Here is an 18,288-nt window from a genome sequence, read left to right as displayed (position 1 = left end):
GATTGAGGGGCCAGCGGCGCGTTAGCCGCGCTCGCGGATCGTCTTGATGATGTCGGTGGTAGAGCAGCCATCCTCGAAGTTGAGAACGCGCACCTCACCGCCATTGGCGGTCACCTCGGCGTAACCGGCGATATCTTCCGGCTTGTAGTCACCGCCCTTGACCAGCAGATCCGGCAGGATCTCGGCGATCAGACGCTGCGGGGTATCTTCACCAAACGGCACTACCCAATCCACCGCGCCCAGCGCAGCCAGTACGGCCATGCGACGCTCGGTCGGGTTGACCGGACGACCCGGCCCTTTCAGACGGCGAACCGACTCGTCGGTGTTGACCGCCACGATCAGGCGATCCCCCAGCTTGCCCGCGTTGGCCAGATAGGAGACGTGGCCGGCGTGCAGGATGTCGAAGCAACCGTTGGTCATCACCACCTTCTCGCCACGCAGACGGGCGGCACGAACCGCCACTTTCAGCTGGGCTTCGGACATGACGCCGAAGCCGGTCTCCTGCTCGGTGTAGAGGGCATTGGCCAGCTCGACCGGGCTGACGGTAGAGGTACCCAGCTTGCCGACCACAATACCGGCAGCGGTATTGGCCAGCGCACAGGCTTCGTCCAGGCTCTTGCCTGCCGCCAGCGAGGTGGCGAGGGTAGAGATGACGGTATCACCGGCACCGGTCACATCATAAACCTCGTGGGCCTGAGCCGGCAGATGCAGCTCCGGCTGACCTTCGCGGATCAGGGTCATGCCGTTCTCGGAACGGGTGACCAGCAGGGCATCCAGCTCGAAGCGTTTGACCAGATCCAGCCCCTTGGCGACCAGCTCCTCTTCGCTCTTCACCTTGCCCACTACAGCCTCGAACTCGGACATGTTGGGGGTCAGCAGGGTAGCGCCGCGATACTTCTCGAAGTCGGTACCCTTGGGATCGACCAGCACCGGAATACCGGCGGCACGGGCGCGCTGGATCATGCCGGGCACATCGTTGAGAGCACCCTTGCCATAGTCGGAAAGGATCATCACGTCGCTGTTCGGCAGCGCCTGCTCGACCTTGCTCATCAGCAGGGTGGCATCGACGGAGTGGAAGGGCTCTTCAAAGTCCAGACGCAGCAGCTGCTGGTTGCGGGACAGCACCCGCAGCTTGGTGATGGTCGGGAAGTCGGCCAGACGAACGAAGTCACAGGCCACCTTGACGCCAGCCATCTGGCCAGCCAAAGCATCGGCAGCCTCGTCCTGACCGGTCAAGCCAAGCAGCACGGCATGAGCGCCAAGGGCGGCGGAGTTGAGGGCCACGTTGGCTGCGCCACCGGGACGCTCCTCAATGTGTTCAACCTTGACCACGGGCACCGGCGCCTCGGGGGAGATACGACCAGTAGGGCCATGCCAGTAACGGTCCAACATGACATCGCCAACGACCAGAACGCGGGCTTTTTCAAAATCGGGCAGGGTGATCTTCATCTGTATCGACTCTCAAAACCTGAAAAATCAGCGGGGGATTTTATCACACTCTTTTATCCGGTGTAGAAAAAGCCGACCGCAGTTGCCGCCGCTGTCACGCTAACCGGACGCAGGCTACCCCTCTGACCAGCACACAGCCATTCGCCCCCGCCCCCCCTTTTCGGCTAGAATCCCCCGATTGTGTTTGCGAACAAGAGATTAGCCATGGCCCACGACAACGCTCCCCGCCTGGAGCCCCGCCTGTTTCATCCCCGTTACTGGGCCAGCTGGTTCGGCCTAGGCCTGCTCTGGCTGCTGACCCTGCTGCCGTGGCGTAGCCAGATGTGGCTGGGCCGTCAGCTCGGTCGTCTCGCAGCCAGGATATTGAAGTCCCGGGTCAAGATTGCCCGTCGCAATCTGGAGCTGGCGATGCCCGAGCTGACCCGGGATGAGCGGGAGAAACTGCTCAAGGCAAACTTCGAGAGCGTGGGCTGCGCCGTGTTCGAGGTGGGGATCGCCTGGTTCTGGCCAGACTGGCGGATGCGCAACCTGATGAAGGTGGAAGGGGAAGAGCACGTCATCGCCGCCATGGAAAAAGGTCAGGGCATGCTGCTGCTCTCCTGCCACTTCCTGACGCTTGAACTCAACGCCCGCTGTTTCGGGCTGGTACGCCCCGGGGTCGGGGTCTATCGCCCCAACACCAACCCGGTATTGGAGTATGCCCAGTACCACGGTCGCTGCGCCTCCAACAAATATCTGGTAGACCGGATGGACGTGAAGGGGATGATCAAGGCGCTGCGCAACGGTGACGCCCTCTGGTACGCGCCGGATCACGACTATGGCAGCCACGCCAGCGTGTTCGTGCCTTACTTCGCGGTAGAGCAGGCCGCCACCATCACCGGCACCGCCACCCTGGCGCGGGTGAAGAACACCGTCACTCTGCCCTGCTACAACATCCGCACCAGCGAGGGTTACACCCTGCATATCGGGGCGCCGCTCGCCGACTACCCGAGCGGGGATGACATGGTCGATGCGGCTCGCGCCAACCGCGAGATTGAAACCGCTGTGCGCAAGGCGCCGGAGCAGTACATGTGGCTCCATCGCCGCTTCAAGACCCGCCCCTCCCCCGAGGATGCCGGCTTCTACTAAGCCGCAGCCCCGACAGGGCTCAGATCGCAAAAACCGACAAACCGCCTGCTGGCGGTTTGTTTTTATCTGCTATCAACCCTGCGCGGCAAGCAAGCGCCCCGAACATCTGCCGCTCGATAGCATCCTGCATGTTGGCGCCCATTCCCATCAATCAGCCGCAAAAGAGCCCTCATCACCGACCGTAAAAACTGAAAGCGGGTTACAAATTTATTGATTCATTGGTAAGCAATGGAGTGTTGCGATAGATCCATCGTCACTACCCACTGATGAGTAATTGAGTGATTTGTCCCATTCGAATACAAAAATTGAATTTGTGACAAAAGTCACTATTCAACAAGAGAGCCACAAAACAACTTTAGTGATTTGAGTCACAAAAAAATGACCATTCAAAACAGAAAATATCGAAATGTAGCCGAATTACAGCTCTAGAACGTGATCAGGATCACTGGTTTTGGAGGGGGTATCGCTGGGTATCTGAGAACTGGATCACAAGACACCCCGTTTTCAGCCTAATTTGATATCAAGCTGGTAGATTGAAGTTGCTTAGACGACCGGGATGGCGGTTCGGCAAAACCGGCCATCCCGACTACCACTTTTAATCAAACAGGCTTAAAACGGGGTCCCGACATGTTATCACCGGATACCAAAGTCAAGATACAGAATTTTGGACGCTTCCTGTCCAATATGGTCATGCCCAACATAGGCGCCTTTATCGCCTGGGGCTTTATTACCGCCCTCTTCATCCCCACCGGCTGGCTGCCCAATGAAACCTTGGCCAAGCTGGTCGGCCCCATGATCACCTACCTGCTGCCGCTGCTGATTGGCTACACCGGCGGCAAACTGATGGGCGGTGAGCGCGGCGGCGTGGTCGGTGCCATCACCACCATGGGTGTCATCGTGGGAACCGATATCCCCATGTTCATGGGCGCCATGATGGTCGGCCCGCTCGGTGGCTGGGCCATCAAGCGCTTCGACAAGGCGATGGACGGTCGCGTCAAGAGCGGCTTCGAGATGCTGGTCAACAACTTCTCCGCCGGCCTTATCGGCATGCTGCTGGCCATCCTCGCCTTCTTCGTGATTGGCCCCTTCGTCAAGGTGCTCTCCGGCCTGCTGGCCGGTGGCGTCGGCTTCCTGGTAGAAAACCACATGCTGCCGCTCACCTCCATCTTCGTCGAACCGGCCAAGATCCTGTTCCTCAACAACGCCATTAACCACGGCATCTTCTCGCCGCTGGGGATCCAGCAGGCGACCGAGCACGGCAGCTCTATCTTCTTCCTGATTGAAGCGAACCCAGGCCCGGGCATGGGCGTGCTGCTGGCCTACATGGTGTTCGGTCGTGGTGCGGCCAAGCAGTCCGCGGCTGGCGCCTCCATCATTCACTTCTTCGGCGGCATCCACGAGATCTACTTCCCATATGTGCTGATGAACCCGCGCCTCATTCTGGCGGTGATCGCCGGTGGCATGACCGGGGTCTTTACCCTGACCCTGTTCAATGCCGGTCTGGTCTCCCCTGCCTCACCGGGTTCCATCTTCGCCGTGTTGTTGATGACGCCGAAAGCCTCCCTGATCGGGGTCGCCCTCTCCATCATCAGCGCCACTCTGGTCTCCTTCCTGGTCGCCGCCGTATTCGTTCGCGCCCAGCAGCCGGAAGCGGACGAGGCCGATGCCCTCGGTGAAGCCACTCGCAAGATGAAAGCCATGAAGGGCGGCAAGCCCGAAACCGCAGCGGCCAAGAAGCCGGGCGGCGAACTGATGGCGGTACGCAATATCGTGGTCGCCTGCGATGCGGGCATGGGCTCCAGCGCCATGGGCGCCGGCATGCTGCGCAAGCGGGTGCAGGCCGCAGGGCTTGATATCAGCGTCACCAACCGCGCCATCGATCAGCTCGACGATCAGGTGGACTGGGTCATCACTCACAAGGATCTGACCGAGCGGGCCCGTCGCCATGCGCCGAATGCTCATCATATTTCCCTCACCAACTTCCTCGACAACGGCCTCTATCAGGAGCTGGTACAGAGCCTGAGCCGCGCTGCCAACGATGACGTCGCCAACCCGCAGCTGCTGGTGGCGGCCAACGACGACAGCTACGAGCCACAGGCCGCCGAAGTCTTTACCCTGAGCCGTCATGACGTGCATCTGGGGCTGAAAGCGGACAACAAGGAGGCCGCCATCCTGACCGCTGGCCGACTGCTGGCCGAGCGGGGCTACGTGGCGCCCGACTACGTCAACGCCATGCTGGAGCGCGAACAGCTGGTCTCCACCTACCTCGGCGAATCCATCGCCGTGCCCCATGGCACCATCGCCGCCAAAGAGTTTGTGAAGCGTACCGGCATCGTCATCTGCCAGTACCCGGCCGGGGTCGCCTTTGGCGAGGCTGCCGATGAGGTAGCGCGGCTGGTGATCGGCATCGCCGCCCGCAACGACGAACATATGCAGGTGATAACCCGCCTGACCAATGCACTGGATGAACCCGGTCTCATCGACCGGCTGGCCAGCACCACGGATCCCCAGGCCTTCCTGGATCTGCTGGGTGCCGAACAGGCTGCGTAATCATCTTTCATCGTCTTTGGTTCAAGAGGTTAATATCATGAAAACATTGCATTTTGGTGCTGGTAACATCGGTCGCGGCTTTATCGGTAAAGTGCTGGCGGATGCCAGCCATCAGGTCACCTTCGCCGACGTCAACGACACCCTGATCGACCAGCTCAACCACCGCCAGGAGTACAAGGTCCATGTGGTGGGAGCGGATCAGAAGCTGGACGTGGTGCGCAACGTGGCGGCTGTCAGCTCCGCCGGTCACGAGGTGATCGCCCGCATCATCACCGCCGATCTGGTCACCACGGCTGTAGGCCCCAACATTCTGGACAAGATTGCCAGCACCCTGGCCAAGGGGCTGCAAGCCCGCTTCGATGCCGGCAACTTGACTCCGCTCAACGTCATCGCCTGTGAAAACATGGTGCGCGGCACCAGCCACCTCAAGCGGGAGGTACTCAAGTACCTGCCGGTCGCGTATCATGCCACGCTCGAATCCTGTATCGGCTTCGTCGACTCGGCGGTGGATCGCATCGTGCCGCCCGCCGCGGCTGCCAACGATGATCCGCTGGAAGTGACGGTCGAGAGCTTCAGCGAGTGGATCGTCGACCAGACCCAGTTCAAGGGAGAGCTGCCACAGGTGGCGGGCATGGAACCCACCGACAACCTGATGGCCTTCGTCGAGCGCAAGCTGTTCACCCTCAACACCGGCCACATCGTCACCGCCTACCTCGGCAAGTTGCGGGGCTACCACACCGTGCGCGAGGCGATCGAAGATCCGGTGATCCGCAGCAAGGTGCGCCGCGCCATGGAGGAGAGCGGTGCCGTGCTGGTGAAACGCTACGGCTTCGACCCACGCCTGCACGCCGCCTACATCGAGAAGATCCTGGCCCGCTTCGCCAACCCCTATCTGGTGGACGAGATTGACCGGGTCGGTCGTCAGCCACTGCGCAAGCTGGCGGCGGGAGATCGACTGGTGAAGCCGCTACTGGGCACCCTGGAGTACGGCCTGCCCAACGAGCAGTTGCAGGAAGGGATCGCCGCGGCGCTCCACTATCGCAATGCCGATGACCCGCAGGCAGTGGAGTTGCAAGCCCTGCTGGCGGAGCTGGGCCCGGCCAAAGCGTTGGCCCGCGTCACCGGACTGGATGAAGAGAGCGAAGTGGTTCGCGCCATCGTCGCCCGTTACGAAACCCTGTAATAACCCTGCTTGCGGCGCATTCAGCCACCACTGATAGCGCGCCAAGCGCTTGAATGGCAAGGGAATGTGCCCCCATATGATAAAAACCGGGAGAGAGGCTTACTCTCTCCCTGTCAGCTGGACCCAATGCACCTATGACCACACACCAGGAAGATGAAGTACTGGAACGACTGAACGAGCAGGATGGCCCCCGCGGCTTCTTTCTCGAAGCCGTGACCATCCTGGAAGAGGCGGTCGACTCCCTGATGCGACGCGCGTTTCGTCAGGAGGAGTATGCCGTCAAATACGCCATCGAACCCCTGCTCAACCAGAGCGGCCCCCTCGGCCAGCTGGAGGTGCGCCTCAAGCTCATCTTCGCCCTCGGCCTCATCTCACTCGAGCGCTATCAGGATATCGAAGCCTATATCAAGATCCGCGACTTTCTGGTGCGCGACCCCAAGGATTACCGCTTCAGCGACAAGCCGATCCGCGATCTGCTCGACCGCCTGCACGGGGTCAATCAGGGCGGCATGATGAAGCTGGAGCCCCCCGCCAGCGAAGAGGATTGGGCCTTCTACCAGATGCAGCTCAACCGGCTCGATCAGATGGTGCGCTCCGCACTGGTACTGGCGCTGGCCGACTGTGTCGGCGAGCTCCACAAGGAGAGCCCCATCTAATCCGGCCCCAAGGCCACCCCATCACCACGGTTGGCGTCTGGCTGGCGCCCTGCACACCACCGCCAGCCACCATGACGCCGACTGTCGCACATCTCCCCACCCCGGCCCCGATGCCCGCACCTTCGGGTGTCAATCTGACCAACTTAGCCACTACACTAGCTCCATACTCACTGCCTGAATCGAGGTCTGCATGATTGCCCTCTCTCTGGCCGGGATCGCCCTGGTCTCCGTGCTGGCCCAATGGCTTGCCTGGTCGCTGCGGGTGCCCGCCATCCTGTTTCTACTTCTTACCGGCCTGACTTTGGGCCCGGTCAGCGGCCTGCTCGACCCCGATGCCCTGCTCGGGGATCTGCTGTTTCCGCTGGTCTCCCTGTCGGTGGCCATCATCCTGTTCGAGGGGGCGCTCACCCTCCATCTGGCCGAACTCAAGGGGATCGGTAAGGTGGTGCGCAATCTCTGCTCCACCGGCATGCTGGTCAGTTTCGCCGTCATCGGCAGCGCCGGTTACTTCCTGCTGGGGCTGGACTGGCGGGTCGCCACCATGCTCGGCGCGGTACTGGTGGTAACGGGCCCGACGGTGATCGCCCCCATGCTCAACGTGATCCGCCCCACCCGGGAGGTAGACCGCATCCTGCGCTGGGAGGGGATCGTCATCGACCCCATCGGCGCCCTGTTTGCGGTGCTGGTGTTCGAGGCGGTACGCCTCGGCAGTCAGGGGGATCTCATCAGCCATACCCTGCTGGCGCTGGGCAAGACAGTGCTGGTCGGTTCCCTGATCGGGGTGGCGGCAGGCTGGCTCACCACCCTGCTCATTCGCAAGGACTGGCTGCCGGTCAGCCTGCACAAGTTCGGCGTGCTGGCGCTGGTGCTGGTCACCTTCAGCCTCTCCAACTGGCTCAGCCACGAATCGGGCCTGCTGGCGGTGACCGTGTTCGGCATCTGGCTCGCCAATCAGGAAGGACTGGATCTGGAGGAGGTGCTGGCGTTCAAGGAGGATCTCGCGGTCATCCTTATCTCCAGCCTGTTTATCCTGCTGGCGGCGCGCCTCGATCTGGCCCAGCTCTGGCAACTCGGCCCCATGGTGCTGGCGCTGCTGTGCGTGGTGCAGTTTGTGGCGCGCCCGCTCTGTATTCTGGTCTCGACCTGGGGCTCGGATCTCTCCTGGCGAGCTCGCGCCCTGCTGAGCTGGATCGCCCCGCGCGGCATAGTCGCGGCGGCGGTCAGCGCCTCGTTCACCATCAGCCTGCATCAGGCCGAGATCCCCGATGCCGACAAGCTGGTGCCACTGGTATTTGCGGTGATCATCTCCACCGTGGTGCTGCAGAGCCTCACTTCGGCCCCGCTGGCCAGCCTGCTCAAGATGCGCCAGAGCGCCCCCAATACCTGGCTCATCATAGGGGCCAACTCGGTGGCGCGGGCCATAGGCCGGGCGCTGACGGATCAGGGTGTGCCGGTACAGCTCTGCGATCCCGCCTGGGAGTTCTGCAAACAGGCGCGGATGAGCAACCTCCCCTGCTATTTCGGCAACCCCCAGTCGGAACATGCCGAGCTGCACCTGCCGCTTACCAGCATCAGTACCGTGCTGGCACTCTCCCCCAACCGCCACAACAACGCCCTCGGGGTGCTGCACTTCGCCCACCTCTACGGCGAGGAGCAGGTCTACTCCCTGCGATCCAGCGAGCAGCACGGCAAAGCCAACCGGGAGAGTGCCACCTTCCGCGCTCGCCAGAACCTGTTCGGCCCCGACATCAACTATGCCAGGCTGAGCAGCCTGCTGAGCCGGGGTGGCCAGATCAAGGCGACCCGCCTGAGCGAGGCGTTCGACTGGGCCCAGTATCAGACCGCCAATCCCGGCGCCATCCCGCTCTTCATCATGGATAGCAAGGGCAAGCCCCAGATCGTTACCGGCCCCGTCACCCCGCAGGCGGGTGAGCTGCTGATCGCCCTGCAGCCGCCCAAAGAACAGAGCGCCGAATGAGCGAAGCCAACCACAATCCGCTGATCGCCCCGCTGCTGGTGCTATTGCAACAGGCGGCGGGCAGCTACAAGGTGCATGAACTGATGGCCGCTCTGCGCCAGCAGGGGGAGATCCCCCGGTTGGCCGACGATGAACAGCTGCAGCTGTTTCGGGTCAACTTCCTGATCATGAACGCCCTCTACCAGCTGCAGGCCGAGCTTTATGAAGAGGGTTGGTGGCTGGTGATCAGCACCCTGGATATCCGGCTCGAACCACTGGTCGGGAGCTCGGAGGCCAGTCACGGCTTTGCCCTTGGCGAAAATCTGCGTAGCTACTATCTCGACTGGCAGGTGTTCTGGCAGACCGATCGTGCCGAAGTGGAGGCCCTGCTCAACCGCTTCTGGCGCGCTTATGACGGTGAGGGGCACAAAGCCGAGGCGCTGGCCCTGTTCGAGTTGAATGAAGGGGCGACTCAGGAGGCAATCCGCCGCCGCTGGCGGGAGCTGGCACTGCAACACCATCCGGATCGGGGCGGCAATGCCGAGACCTTTATCCGCATCCGCTGGGCATGGGAGGTCCTGCGGGGATGATCCCGTTGCCGCACCACTGTTGCCGCACATAAAGGGCAGGCATAGACTGGAGCTGGATATTCCCACAGGAGAGCATCATGACAGTCAGTGAACTTCGTAAGCTCTATCAGCAACAGATCCTGCACGAGGCCGAAATACTCCACGATGTGGCCATTCCCGGCTGGCTCATCGAATTCAGAGGCAAGGATGGCACCCTCTACGAGCTGACCGACACCCTCGGCTGCCCGGTCAGCTTCGGCACCGTCGAGCAGGCCCGCGAACATCTGCATCAGGTGGCCGACTGCCCGGTTCAGGTGGAGCACCTCTACCGCTTCTTCGAACGCTAGCGCCACCCACCGCACAGTAAAAAGGCTCCCGAGGGAGCCTCTTTCTTATTCCGGTTGCAGCGGTTCCGCCACCTTGCCCTCCAGCTTTCTGACCGGCTTTTGCAGGATCAGGTTGGCCGGATAGGTGACCAGATCGCCGTTGTCATCACGCACCCGCACATAGAAGAGGCCAATCTCGGTGATGACGCCGGTGACCGAATCATCCTTGTCGAGGATGCGGATCCGGTCGCCAATCTTGTAGGGGAAGGCGAAGAAGATGGTGATGCTGGCGGTGATGTTGGAGAGGATCGACCACTGGGCGACCATGGCGACCCCCAATACTGCAAAGAAGGAGGAGGCGAGCACCACCAGTCGGGAGAAGTCGAGCCCCCACACCCCGGCCAGCACCAGCAAGGTGGCGCAGCCGAGCAGGAAGTGGAACACATGGGCCACGTAGAGCACCCGGTTCTCGCTCACCTGCCTGCTCTGACCGAGCGCCAGCAGACTCTTGTGAATAAGCCGCCGGATCAGGGTATGACCCAGCAACAGCAGCAGGGTCAGGCCAATTGATTGCCACATGGGTTATGCCTCCTTACCACCAGCGCCGATGCTTGAGCCAGATAGCCAGCCCGCTTGCCAGCGCCACCAGCGAACCGCAGAAGACCCAGAAGGCGGTCGGATTCTCGGCACCGGGGATACCGCCGAGGTTGATGCCAAACAGACCGGTCAGGAAGCTGGCAGGTAAAAAGAGCAGCGCCATCACCGACATCTGGTAGGCGCGGCGGTTGGTCGCCTCCGCCATCAGATTGTTGATCTCGTCTGCCAGCACGGCGGTGCGAGCCACCCCGGCATCGAGGTCATCGAGCCAGCGCCGCAGCCGGTCGGCGATATCGAGCAGACGACGGCGGTCATCCTCATCCAGCCAGCTGATCTTCTCGTTGGCCAGCCGTGCCACCAGATCCCGCTGGGGGGAAAGGTAGCGGCGGATCATGATGAGCTGCTTGCGGATCAGCGCCAAGCGGCCATTGGCGGGCATGTCGCGCATCAGCACCATCTCCTCCAGATCGAGGATCTTGTCGTGCAGTTCCTCGACAAACTCCCCCGCCCGATCGGTCAGGGCATCGCAGATCTCCACCAGCCAGTCGGCCGGGGTATCGGCGCCACCACCCAGTTTGAGCTGGTTGAACACATCCTGCTCGGAGAGCAGCGGACGACGACGGCTGCTGATGATGAGATCCGGGGTGATGAAGATGCGCAGCGCCACCATCTCTTCGGGCCTGTGATCCTTGTTGTGGTTGATGCCGCGCAGGATCAGCAGCACCGTCTCCCCCATCCGCACCAGCTTGGGACGATTGCTCTGGCCGAGCAGCGACTCCCTGGCCGCCTCGCTGAGCAAGGGGGTCTGCAACAGCCAGCGCGCCGAATCGGGATTGCCGTAATCCAGATGCAGCCAGCCGGGATGCGCCGCCGGGACTTCACTTCCCGCCGTCAGCGGCGCCATGCCACCCTTGCCATCCAGGGTCAGGGCATAAATCACTTCACCGGGCACCCGATCCATCTCGTCTCCTTCTCGTGTCACATGCAGCCCCCAGCTTACACGAAAGGCGGGGCCGACTCAGCCCCGAGCCAGCCTCGGGGGGATTGTGCTACCATGCGCGCTGCCATTTTGTCGTCCGTTTGACTACAGGAAACCATGCCATGCCTATCTGGGTTGATGCCGATGCCTGCCCCATTCCGGTCAAGGAGATCCTCTACCGCGCCGCCCACCGCGCCCAGGTGGTAACCACCCTGGTGGCCAATCAGGGACTGCGGGTGCCCCCCTCGCCCTTCATCAAAACCCAGCAGGTGGAAAAGGGATTCGATGTGGCAGATCATGTCATCGCCCAGCAGGTTCAGCCCGGCGATCTGGTGATCACCGGTGACATCCCCCTCGCCTCCTGGGTGATCGATGCCGGCGGCGAGGCGCTCAATCCTCGCGGCGAGATCTACACCCGCGAGACCATCAAGGCGCGGCTCGGCATGCGCAACTTTATGGAAGAGCTGCGCTCGGCTGGCGTGCAGACCGGCGGCCCGGCCCCCTTCAATGCCGCTGACAAGCAGCGTTTTGCCAATGCCCTCGACAAGTGGCTGGTCAAAGGCAAGCTGTAAAGAGACCCTAAAGGCGCCCAATATGGGCGCTTTTTCGCCGTAACATCCTGATTTTTAAAATAAGAGCTGACCACAACCGTCAGGCTGGTAAGATGCGCCGCCATCTTGTCCACGCCGTAATCATCATGACCGCCCAAGGGCACCTGCTCTTCTCCGTTACCTGCACCCTGATCGCCCACAAACTACAGCTCACTCCGGCGCTGGCCGATGCCAGCCTGTGGCAGACAATCCCTGCCGCGCTGGCCAGCGCCCTGTTGCCCGACCTCGACCACCCCAAATCGGTGCTGGGGCAGCGCCTGCCGTGGATCTCGAAACCTCTGTCGCGGCTGTTCGGCCATCGCGGCTTCACCCACAGTCTGCTGGCGGTCGCCGCCGCTGTCTGGGGGCTGAACCAGAGCCTGCCGCCGGACACCCTGCCCATGGGGGTCAAGGATGCGCTGATCGTCGGCTACCTCAGCCATCTGCTGGGGGACTGGCTCACCCCGGCGGGCATTCCGCTCTTCTGGCCCATCAAGCGCCGTTACCGCCTGCCGGGCTGGCCGCTGCGCAGCGGCGGTGCCATCGAAACCGGCTTTTGCACCCTCACCTTGCTGGTCGCCGGCTGGTGGTGCGGCTGGCGGCTGTGAGCCAGAAACAAAAAAGCCCCTGACGAGGTCAGGGGCCCAAGCAGTGGTGCGAACCACTAGAGGATCAGATCATGATGCCAGCGATAACAGCAGAGAGCAGGCTGACCAGGGTAGAACCGTAGACCAGCTTCAGGCCGAAGCGGGAAACCATGTTGCCCTTCTCTTCGTTCAGCGCTTTTACCGCACCGGCGATGATGCCGATGGAGCTGAAGTTGGCGAAGGAGACCATGAAGATGGAGAGGATACCGACGGTGCGCGGAGAGAGCTCGGCAGCCACCTTGCCCAGATCCATCATCGCCACAAACTCGTTGGTCACCAGCTTGGTCGCCATGATGGAGCCAGCTTGCAGCGCTTCACCACTCGGGATGCCCAGGATCCAGGCGATCGGGTAGAAGAGGTAGCCCATGACGAACTGGAAGTTCACGCCAAATGCCATCTCGAACAGGTAGTTGATGAGGGCGATCAGAGCGATGAAGCCCACCAGCATGGCACCCACGATCACGGCAACGGTGAAACCGGCCATGATGTACTCGCCCAGCATCTCGAAGAAGTTCTCTTTCTTCGGCGTGTGGTGCTCGTCACCTTCGGCAATGGCCTTGATGTCGGTCACGGAGTTATCCGGCTCGTAGGGGTTGATCAGCGACAGCACCACGAAGGTACTGAACATGTTGAGCACCAGCGCGGCAACCACATAGCGCGGCTCGATCAGCTGCATGTAGGCACCGACGATGGACATGGAGACGGTAGACATGGCCGTCGCAGCCAGGGTGTACATCTGCTTCTCGTTCAGGTGCGGCAGGATGTTCTTGAGGGCGATGAAGTTCTCGGACTGGCCGACGATCATCGAGCTGATGGCATTGAAAGACTCCAGCTTGCCCATGCCGTTGATCTTGGCCAGCACGGTACCGATACCGCGGATCACCAGCGGCAGCAGGCGGATGTACTGCAGAATACCGATCAGCACGGAGATGAAGACGATGGGCATCAGCACCATCAGGAAGAAGGAGAAGGCCCCTTCGTTGACCAGACCACCGAACACGAAGTCGGTACCCTGTTTGGCAAACTCCATCAACTTGGTGAAGCCGGCGGCAAAGCCCCCCACCACCGCCAGACCCACTTCCGAGTTCAGCATGAACCAGGCCAGCGCCAGTTCGACCACCAGCAGTTGGCCGATATAACGCAGCTTGATCTGTTTCCAGTTGTGGCGGTTAGCCAGCAGAGAGAGAGCGAGGACCATCACCAGTCCGAGCACAAAGTGAACGTATTCCATACCTGTAGCACCTGAGTAAATTGTAATTTTTGACCGGCGCCATCATAGACATTTGCACATTTAAAAATCAGATAGCCATCACAATCCCGCGCAATATTATGGAGGCAGGATAATACAAACGTTTTTAAATTAATTGTGCAATGAACTAATATTAATCGTGCAACACAGATAACATAAATCCTTTTAAAACATAATGTTGAGTAGTGGTGGCGCCGTTTTCATATTCTTTGAAAATATTTAATCAGCATTTTCGCAACATTCCTTGTAGCGCAGTAACTGCTCGCATAATATTTTCCAGTCATTATATTAAAATACCGAAAATAGAAAACGTTTATCCTCGATAAATAATTAGATGTGTGTTTGAAAAATAGTCCTTATTACATTGTCAGTGCTCGCCCGCGATCGGTTTGGCAACAAATGAACCTTTCATGTCCCCTCGTGACAAGCCGTTCAAAAATCCGCCACATCCGGTGCCACATTCTGGTATGATGCGCGGCCTTAGCGCTCGCGCATCCCCGTTTTCTCCGAAATAGAGTCCTTTTGTGAACAACAGCGAATTTAGCAGCCTCAATCTCTCCCCCGCCCTGCAAGAGAACCTTACCAGCCTGGGTTACCTGCAGATGACCCCGATCCAGGCCCAGAGCCTGCCCCTGGTGCTCGATGGCAAAGACCTGATCGCCAAGGCAAAAACCGGCAGCGGCAAAACCGCCGCCTTCGGCCTCGGCCTGCTGGCCAAGCTCAACGTCAACCGCCTGGAAGTGCAGGCGCTGGTGCTCTGCCCGACCCGCGAACTGGCGGACCAGGTGGCTCAGGAGATCCGTCGTCTGGCGCGCGCCCTGCCCAACGTCAAGCTGGTGACCCTGTGCGGCGGCACCCCGACCGCACCGCAGTCCGCCACCCTGAGCTTTGGTGCCCACATCGCCGTCGGCACCCCGGGTCGTATTCTCAAGCATCTGGAGCAGGGCACACTGGAGCTCTCCGGCCTCAAGACGCTGGTGCTGGATGAAGCGGATCGCATGCTGGACATGGGCTTTGGCGAAGATATCAACCGGGTCATCAGCTATGCCCCCCAGCAGCGTCAGACCCTGCTCTTCTCCGCGACCTATCCGGAAGGGATCGCCCAGATGAGCCGCGGCGTGCAGCGCAATCCGGTCGAGGTGAGCGTGGAGTCCCTGCACGAGGGGAGCGCCATCGAACAGAAGCTTTACGAAGTGCCTGCCGGCCAGCGCCTCGACGCCCTCACCTGGTTGCTGAGCCACTACCAGCCAAGCTCCTGCGTGGTGTTCTGCAACACCAAGCGCGCCTGTAACGACGTGGCCGACCATCTGGCTGCCAAGGGCTTCTCGGCGCTGGCGCTGAACGGCGATCTGGAACAGCGCGAGCGGGATCAGGTGCTGGTGCGCTTTGCCAACGGCAGCGCCACCATTCTGGTGGCCACCGACGTGGCGGCCCGTGGCCTCGATATCAAGGAGCTGGGCGCCGTCATCAACTACGAGCTGACCTATGATCCGGAAGTGCACGTGCACCGCATCGGTCGTACCGGTCGTGCCGGCCAGCAGGGTCTGGCTCTGAGTCTCTATCAGCCGAACGAGGCCCAGCGCGTCAACTTTATCGAAGAGTACCAGCAGGCTCCGATGCCGCTGGGTGATCTCGACAGCATCGGCCGCGACATCAAGCCGATCGCCCCGCAGATGGTGACCCTCTCCATCGATGCAGGCCGCAAGACCAAGGTGCGGGCCGGTGACATTCTGGGTGCCCTGACCGGTGAAGGCGGCATTGCCGGCGCCGATGTCGGCAAGATCCAGATCTCCGAGCAGTACTCCTACGTCGCCGTGAAGCGCAGCGTGGCGAGCGCCGCCCTCAAGCGGTTGCAGGAAGGCAAGATCAAGGGTCGCAGCTACCGCGCCCGCAAACTGGGCTAAGGTTCTTTGCAAGCCGTTAGCCAGACCACAGGCGCCTGACAGGCGCCTGTTTCATATCTCCGATGCCGCCATGCGGCAAGACAGGCACCATGACCCAAGCAATCCAAACCGATGTGAGCTGCCAGAACTGCGAAGCCTGCTGCTGCCGCCTCGAAGTGATGCTCTTTACCGATACCGGCGTGCCGGACCGTTATGTACTGGAACGGGAAGGCGAGATACCGGTCATGCGCCGGCTCGACGATGGCTGGTGCGCCGCCCTCGACCGCAACACCATGATGTGCCGTATCTACGAGGTGCGACCGCTGATCTGCCGCGAATTCGAAATGGGTGAGCCCGACTGCGTTGACGAGCGGGACAAGTGGTTTATCAAGCTGGATTGAGCCAAGGCCAGTCAGGATACGGGTGGTCAAGCGCTCGCAGGTTCACAGGGAGCGGTGTTGAGCTGCTCCCCCAGCCACTGGATGGCCGCTGCCTCCTGCTCGAAGTAACGTACCGCCCGAAAGGGTAATCCCTTGAAGATGTTATCCGCCAGATAGCGCTTGAAGCCCCCCACGAAGACCACCGCCAGAAACTGACAGCCACTCTCGGCACACCAGCCAAACTGGCGACGAAAACGTGCCAGCACCTCGGGCCCGGCTGCTTCAAACTCGGTCGCGACCTCGACAATTCCCCAGGGGCCATCCATCAGACCGGCCAGTTCGTGACGAAAGCGCGCCTCATAGGCCATGGCACCAGCCAGATTGAAGGGGCCACTCGGGCGGCAGATCAGCATCTGGCCCCTGCGCTCCATGTCGAATTGCCCATGTGGCTGCATGACTGCTCCCATTCCGTTACCACCATCGCCTGCAAATTGTTACCACAAGGTAATAATTTATAAGGAAAAGTCCAGCAGCAAACAGGCTTTTCCCAAAGCGTGCTCATCCTATCCAGCAAACCGTCGGCACCTCATGTTACCCACATCCCGCACCGAATCGATCTCAAGATGTGTGATTGCAGTTAACGAAACGTTACTGCTATTATCCGCGCCGCCACAAACATTCCACCAGCCGAAAGGTTTTCCCCCCAACAAGGATGTGCAATGAAAAACAGGGACTCGAGTCATTACCAACGGATCTGGCGCTGGCACTTCTACGCAGGTCTCTTTGTCGCCCCTTTCCTGATCCTGCTGTCACTGACCGGGATCGTCTATCTGTTCAAACCCCAGCTCGACAACCTGATGTACCCCGAGCTGATGAAGGTCGCCCCCGCCAGCCAGACCCTGAGTGCCGACCAGCTGCTGGCCAAGGCGATGATGACCATGCCAGACGCCAGCCTGCGCAAATACCTGCCGCCAGCCAGCCCGGATGCCAGCGCCCAGTTCATCGTCAATCAGGGGGATCGCGAGCTGACTCTGTTTATAGATCCCGCCAGCGGCGCCCTGCTCGGCACAATGGACAACAAGTGGAATCTGCAAGCGGTAGCCCGCTCCCTGCACGCCGACCTGCTGCTCGGCACCACGGGGGATCGGCTGATCGAACTGGCCGCAGGCTGGGGGCTGGTACTGCTGCTGAGCGGTCTCTACCTCTGGTGGCCACGCAAGGGGCCCGGGATGGGCGGCATCCTCTGGCCCAGAGTGAACCAGCGTGGCCGCCTCTGGTGGCGGGATCTGCACGCCGTGGTCGGCTTCTGGGGAGCCGGTTTCCTGCTGCTATTGCTGTTGAGCGGCATGACCTGGACCGGTTTCTGGGGCGATCAGTTTGCCGCGGTCTGGAACCGCTTCCCCGCCGCCATGTGGAACGAGGTGCCCAAATCGGCACCGCTGGCTCGCAGCCTCAATCAGGCCCACGAGCAGACCGTCCCCTGGGCGGTGGAGAACACCCCTATGCCCAGCTCGCAGCCGGTCGATGAGGGGCACGATCACGGCGCCATGAACCACGGCGAGCACGAGGGAGTGGTGATGGCCAGCCAGCGGATCCCGCTGCAACGGGTGGTCGAGATCGCCCATGAGCGGGGAGTCCAACCGGGTTACAGCATTACCCCGCCGGTCGGCGCCACCGGTGTCTATACCATCGCGATCTTTGCCGATGATCCGCGCAACGATGCCACCCTGCATATCGATCAATACAGTGGCAAGGTGCTGGCCGATGTGCGCTGGCAGGATTACGGCCCGGTCGCCAAAACGGTGGAGAGTGGCGTCATGCTGCACATGGGCAAGCTCTACGGCTGGCCCCACCAGCTCGCCATGCTGCTTATCTGCCTGATGGTGCTGGCCAGCGCCGTGAGCGGTCTGTGGATCTGGTGGTGCCGCCGTCCGCAGGGCCGTCTCGCCGCACCGCCGCTGCCTACCAAACTCCCGCCGATGCGCGGTGCCATCGCCCTGCTGATCCTGCTGGGCATTGCCTTCCCGCTGGTGGGCGCCTCGCTGGTCGCCATCTGGCTGCTGGATACCCTGCTCTTCTCCCGCCGGACTCCGGCGCTGGCCAAGGCCAGCTGAGCTGCCTCGATAACGATCAAAAAGGGCTCCC

Annotated in this window: 17 protein-coding genes; 12 read left to right on the top strand and 5 right to left on the bottom strand. The window is 61.2% G+C overall.

Annotation, left to right across the window (positions count from 1 at the left end):
• Window positions 1–21 precede the first annotated feature (21 nt).
• Window positions 22–1,449 carry a bifunctional D-glycero-beta-D-manno-heptose-7-phosphate kinase/D-glycero-beta-D-manno-heptose 1-phosphate adenylyltransferase HldE gene (gene hldE, locus AB5Y73_RS16015; RefSeq protein ID WP_005335903.1) on the bottom strand — a complete coding sequence of 476 codons (1,428 nt, stop codon included), beginning with the start codon at window positions 1,447–1,449 and terminating at the stop codon, window positions 22–24.
• A 204-nt stretch (window positions 1,450–1,653) separates the two neighbouring features.
• Here hldE and lpxL point away from each other — a divergent pair, with 204 nt between their 5' ends.
• The 7 genes from lpxL (at window position 1,654) to AB5Y73_RS15980 (ending at window position 9,839) form a co-directional block, all read left to right on the top strand.
• A complete protein-coding gene (lpxL, locus tag AB5Y73_RS16010) occupies window positions 1,654–2,577 on the top strand; it encodes an LpxL/LpxP family Kdo(2)-lipid IV(A) lauroyl/palmitoleoyl acyltransferase (RefSeq protein ID WP_107682824.1) in 924 nt (307 codons plus the stop codon).
• A gap of 627 nt (window positions 2,578–3,204) precedes the next feature.
• Window positions 3,205–5,127, top strand: coding sequence for a PTS mannitol transporter subunit IICBA (locus tag AB5Y73_RS16005; protein ID WP_021231686.1), 1,923 nt, complete (start codon window positions 3,205–3,207; stop codon window positions 5,125–5,127).
• A 37-nt stretch (window positions 5,128–5,164) separates the two neighbouring features.
• Window positions 5,165–6,310, top strand: a complete 1,146-nt coding sequence (locus AB5Y73_RS16000) for a mannitol-1-phosphate 5-dehydrogenase (RefSeq protein WP_075116023.1) — start codon at window positions 5,165–5,167, stop codon at window positions 6,308–6,310.
• A gap of 134 nt (window positions 6,311–6,444) precedes the next feature.
• On the top strand, window positions 6,445–6,966 hold the full coding sequence (locus AB5Y73_RS15995) for an MltR family transcriptional regulator (RefSeq protein ID WP_005335907.1): 522 nt from the start codon (window positions 6,445–6,447) through the stop codon (window positions 6,964–6,966).
• Window positions 6,967–7,156: 190 nt separating this feature from the next.
• Complete coding sequence (locus AB5Y73_RS15990) at window positions 7,157–8,944, top strand: sodium:proton antiporter (protein WP_107682826.1); 1,788 nt, start codon at window positions 7,157–7,159, stop codon at window positions 8,942–8,944.
• Window positions 8,941–9,513, top strand: coding sequence for a DNA-J related domain-containing protein (locus AB5Y73_RS15985; protein ID WP_181497060.1), 573 nt, complete (start codon window positions 8,941–8,943; stop codon window positions 9,511–9,513). The genes AB5Y73_RS15990 and AB5Y73_RS15985 overlap by 4 nt, the downstream gene beginning before the upstream one ends.
• Window positions 9,514–9,590: 77 nt before the next feature.
• Window positions 9,591–9,839, top strand: coding sequence for a hypothetical protein (locus AB5Y73_RS15980; protein WP_151287460.1), 249 nt, complete (start codon window positions 9,591–9,593; stop codon window positions 9,837–9,839).
• Between the two features lie 45 nt (window positions 9,840–9,884).
• On the opposite strand, the gene AB5Y73_RS15975 is transcribed toward AB5Y73_RS15980, so the two are convergent.
• Entirely contained in the window at window positions 9,885–10,397 is a 513-nt protein-coding gene (locus AB5Y73_RS15975; protein ID WP_005354921.1) for a mechanosensitive ion channel domain-containing protein, read from the bottom strand.
• A 13-nt stretch (window positions 10,398–10,410) separates the two neighbouring features.
• Window positions 10,411–11,376 (bottom strand): zinc transporter ZntB, encoded by a 966-nt coding sequence (gene zntB / locus AB5Y73_RS15970; RefSeq protein ID WP_005341467.1) that lies wholly within the window; start codon window positions 11,374–11,376, stop codon window positions 10,411–10,413.
• A 140-nt stretch (window positions 11,377–11,516) separates the two neighbouring features.
• Here zntB and AB5Y73_RS15965 point away from each other — a divergent pair, with 140 nt between their 5' ends.
• The gene (locus AB5Y73_RS15965) at window positions 11,517–11,966 is read left to right on the top strand and encodes a YaiI/YqxD family protein (RefSeq protein ID WP_005335916.1); all 450 of its coding nucleotides are present in this window, start codon (window positions 11,517–11,519) and stop codon (window positions 11,964–11,966) included.
• Between the two features lie 125 nt (window positions 11,967–12,091).
• Window positions 12,092–12,592 carry a metal-dependent hydrolase gene (locus AB5Y73_RS15960; protein ID WP_041234360.1) on the top strand — a complete coding sequence of 167 codons (501 nt, stop codon included), beginning with the start codon at window positions 12,092–12,094 and terminating at the stop codon, window positions 12,590–12,592.
• A gap of 64 nt (window positions 12,593–12,656) precedes the next feature.
• Here AB5Y73_RS15960 and AB5Y73_RS15955 read toward each other — a convergent pair whose 3' ends face one another.
• Window positions 12,657–13,862 (bottom strand): NupC/NupG family nucleoside CNT transporter, encoded by a 1,206-nt coding sequence (locus AB5Y73_RS15955; protein ID WP_005363118.1) that lies wholly within the window; start codon window positions 13,860–13,862, stop codon window positions 12,657–12,659.
• 542 nt (window positions 13,863–14,404) lie between these two features.
• On the opposite strand from AB5Y73_RS15955, the gene dbpA reads away from it, so the two are divergent.
• Together dbpA and AB5Y73_RS15945 are read left to right on the top strand one after the other, a co-directional pair.
• A complete protein-coding gene (gene dbpA / locus AB5Y73_RS15950) occupies window positions 14,405–15,784 on the top strand; it encodes an ATP-dependent RNA helicase DbpA (RefSeq protein WP_005335919.1) in 1,380 nt (459 codons plus the stop codon).
• Window positions 15,785–15,873: 89 nt separating this feature from the next.
• Entirely contained in the window at window positions 15,874–16,164 is a 291-nt protein-coding gene (locus AB5Y73_RS15945) for a YkgJ family cysteine cluster protein (protein ID WP_005363120.1), read from the top strand.
• Window positions 16,165–16,190: 26 nt separating this feature from the next.
• On the opposite strand, the gene AB5Y73_RS15940 is transcribed toward AB5Y73_RS15945, so the two are convergent.
• Window positions 16,191–16,598, bottom strand: a complete 408-nt coding sequence (locus AB5Y73_RS15940) for a hypothetical protein (RefSeq protein ID WP_005335923.1) — start codon at window positions 16,596–16,598, stop codon at window positions 16,191–16,193.
• A gap of 264 nt (window positions 16,599–16,862) precedes the next feature.
• Between AB5Y73_RS15940 and AB5Y73_RS15935 the strand changes: the two genes are divergently transcribed.
• Window positions 16,863–18,257 carry a PepSY domain-containing protein gene (locus AB5Y73_RS15935; RefSeq protein ID WP_151285853.1) on the top strand — a complete coding sequence of 465 codons (1,395 nt, stop codon included), beginning with the start codon at window positions 16,863–16,865 and terminating at the stop codon, window positions 18,255–18,257.
• Window positions 18,258–18,288 lie beyond the last annotated feature (31 nt).

The organism is Aeromonas sp. s7(2024) (assembly GCF_040907825.1).
Lineage (GTDB): Bacteria > Pseudomonadota > Gammaproteobacteria > Enterobacterales > Aeromonadaceae > Aeromonas > Aeromonas veronii.
The sequence above is the reverse complement of the archived record's forward strand: the minus strand, read 5'-3'. Positions and strand labels throughout refer to the sequence as shown.

Excerpts from the sequence above, each read along its gene's own strand:
- zntB (WP_005341467.1), bottom strand. The coding sequence starts at position 11,376 with ATGGATCGGGTGCCCGGTGAAGTGATTTATGCCCTGACCCTGGATGGC.
- hldE (WP_005335903.1), bottom strand. The coding sequence starts at position 1,449 with ATGAAGATCACCCTGCCCGATTTTGAAAAAGCCCGCGTTCTGGTCGTT.
- AB5Y73_RS15960 (WP_041234360.1), top strand. The coding sequence starts at position 12,092 with ATGACCGCCCAAGGGCACCTGCTCTTCTCCGTTACCTGCACCCTGATC.
- AB5Y73_RS15980 (WP_151287460.1), top strand. The coding sequence starts at position 9,591 with ATGACAGTCAGTGAACTTCGTAAGCTCTATCAGCAACAGATCCTGCAC.
- AB5Y73_RS16000 (WP_075116023.1), top strand. The coding sequence starts at position 5,165 with ATGAAAACATTGCATTTTGGTGCTGGTAACATCGGTCGCGGCTTTATC.
- lpxL (WP_107682824.1), top strand. The coding sequence starts at position 1,654 with ATGGCCCACGACAACGCTCCCCGCCTGGAGCCCCGCCTGTTTCATCCC.
- AB5Y73_RS15975 (WP_005354921.1), bottom strand. The coding sequence starts at position 10,397 with ATGTGGCAATCAATTGGCCTGACCCTGCTGCTGTTGCTGGGTCATACC.
- AB5Y73_RS15990 (WP_107682826.1), top strand. The coding sequence starts at position 7,157 with ATGATTGCCCTCTCTCTGGCCGGGATCGCCCTGGTCTCCGTGCTGGCC.
- AB5Y73_RS15945 (WP_005363120.1), top strand. The coding sequence starts at position 15,874 with ATGACCCAAGCAATCCAAACCGATGTGAGCTGCCAGAACTGCGAAGCC.
- AB5Y73_RS15965 (WP_005335916.1), top strand. The coding sequence starts at position 11,517 with ATGCCTATCTGGGTTGATGCCGATGCCTGCCCCATTCCGGTCAAGGAG.
- AB5Y73_RS15985 (WP_181497060.1), top strand. The coding sequence starts at position 8,941 with ATGAGCGAAGCCAACCACAATCCGCTGATCGCCCCGCTGCTGGTGCTA.
- AB5Y73_RS15995 (WP_005335907.1), top strand. The coding sequence starts at position 6,445 with ATGACCACACACCAGGAAGATGAAGTACTGGAACGACTGAACGAGCAG.
- AB5Y73_RS15955 (WP_005363118.1), bottom strand. The coding sequence starts at position 13,862 with ATGGAATACGTTCACTTTGTGCTCGGACTGGTGATGGTCCTCGCTCTC.
- AB5Y73_RS15940 (WP_005335923.1), bottom strand. The coding sequence starts at position 16,598 with ATGCAGCCACATGGGCAATTCGACATGGAGCGCAGGGGCCAGATGCTG.
- AB5Y73_RS16005 (WP_021231686.1), top strand. The coding sequence starts at position 3,205 with ATGTTATCACCGGATACCAAAGTCAAGATACAGAATTTTGGACGCTTC.
- AB5Y73_RS15935 (WP_151285853.1), top strand. The coding sequence starts at position 16,863 with ATGAAAAACAGGGACTCGAGTCATTACCAACGGATCTGGCGCTGGCAC.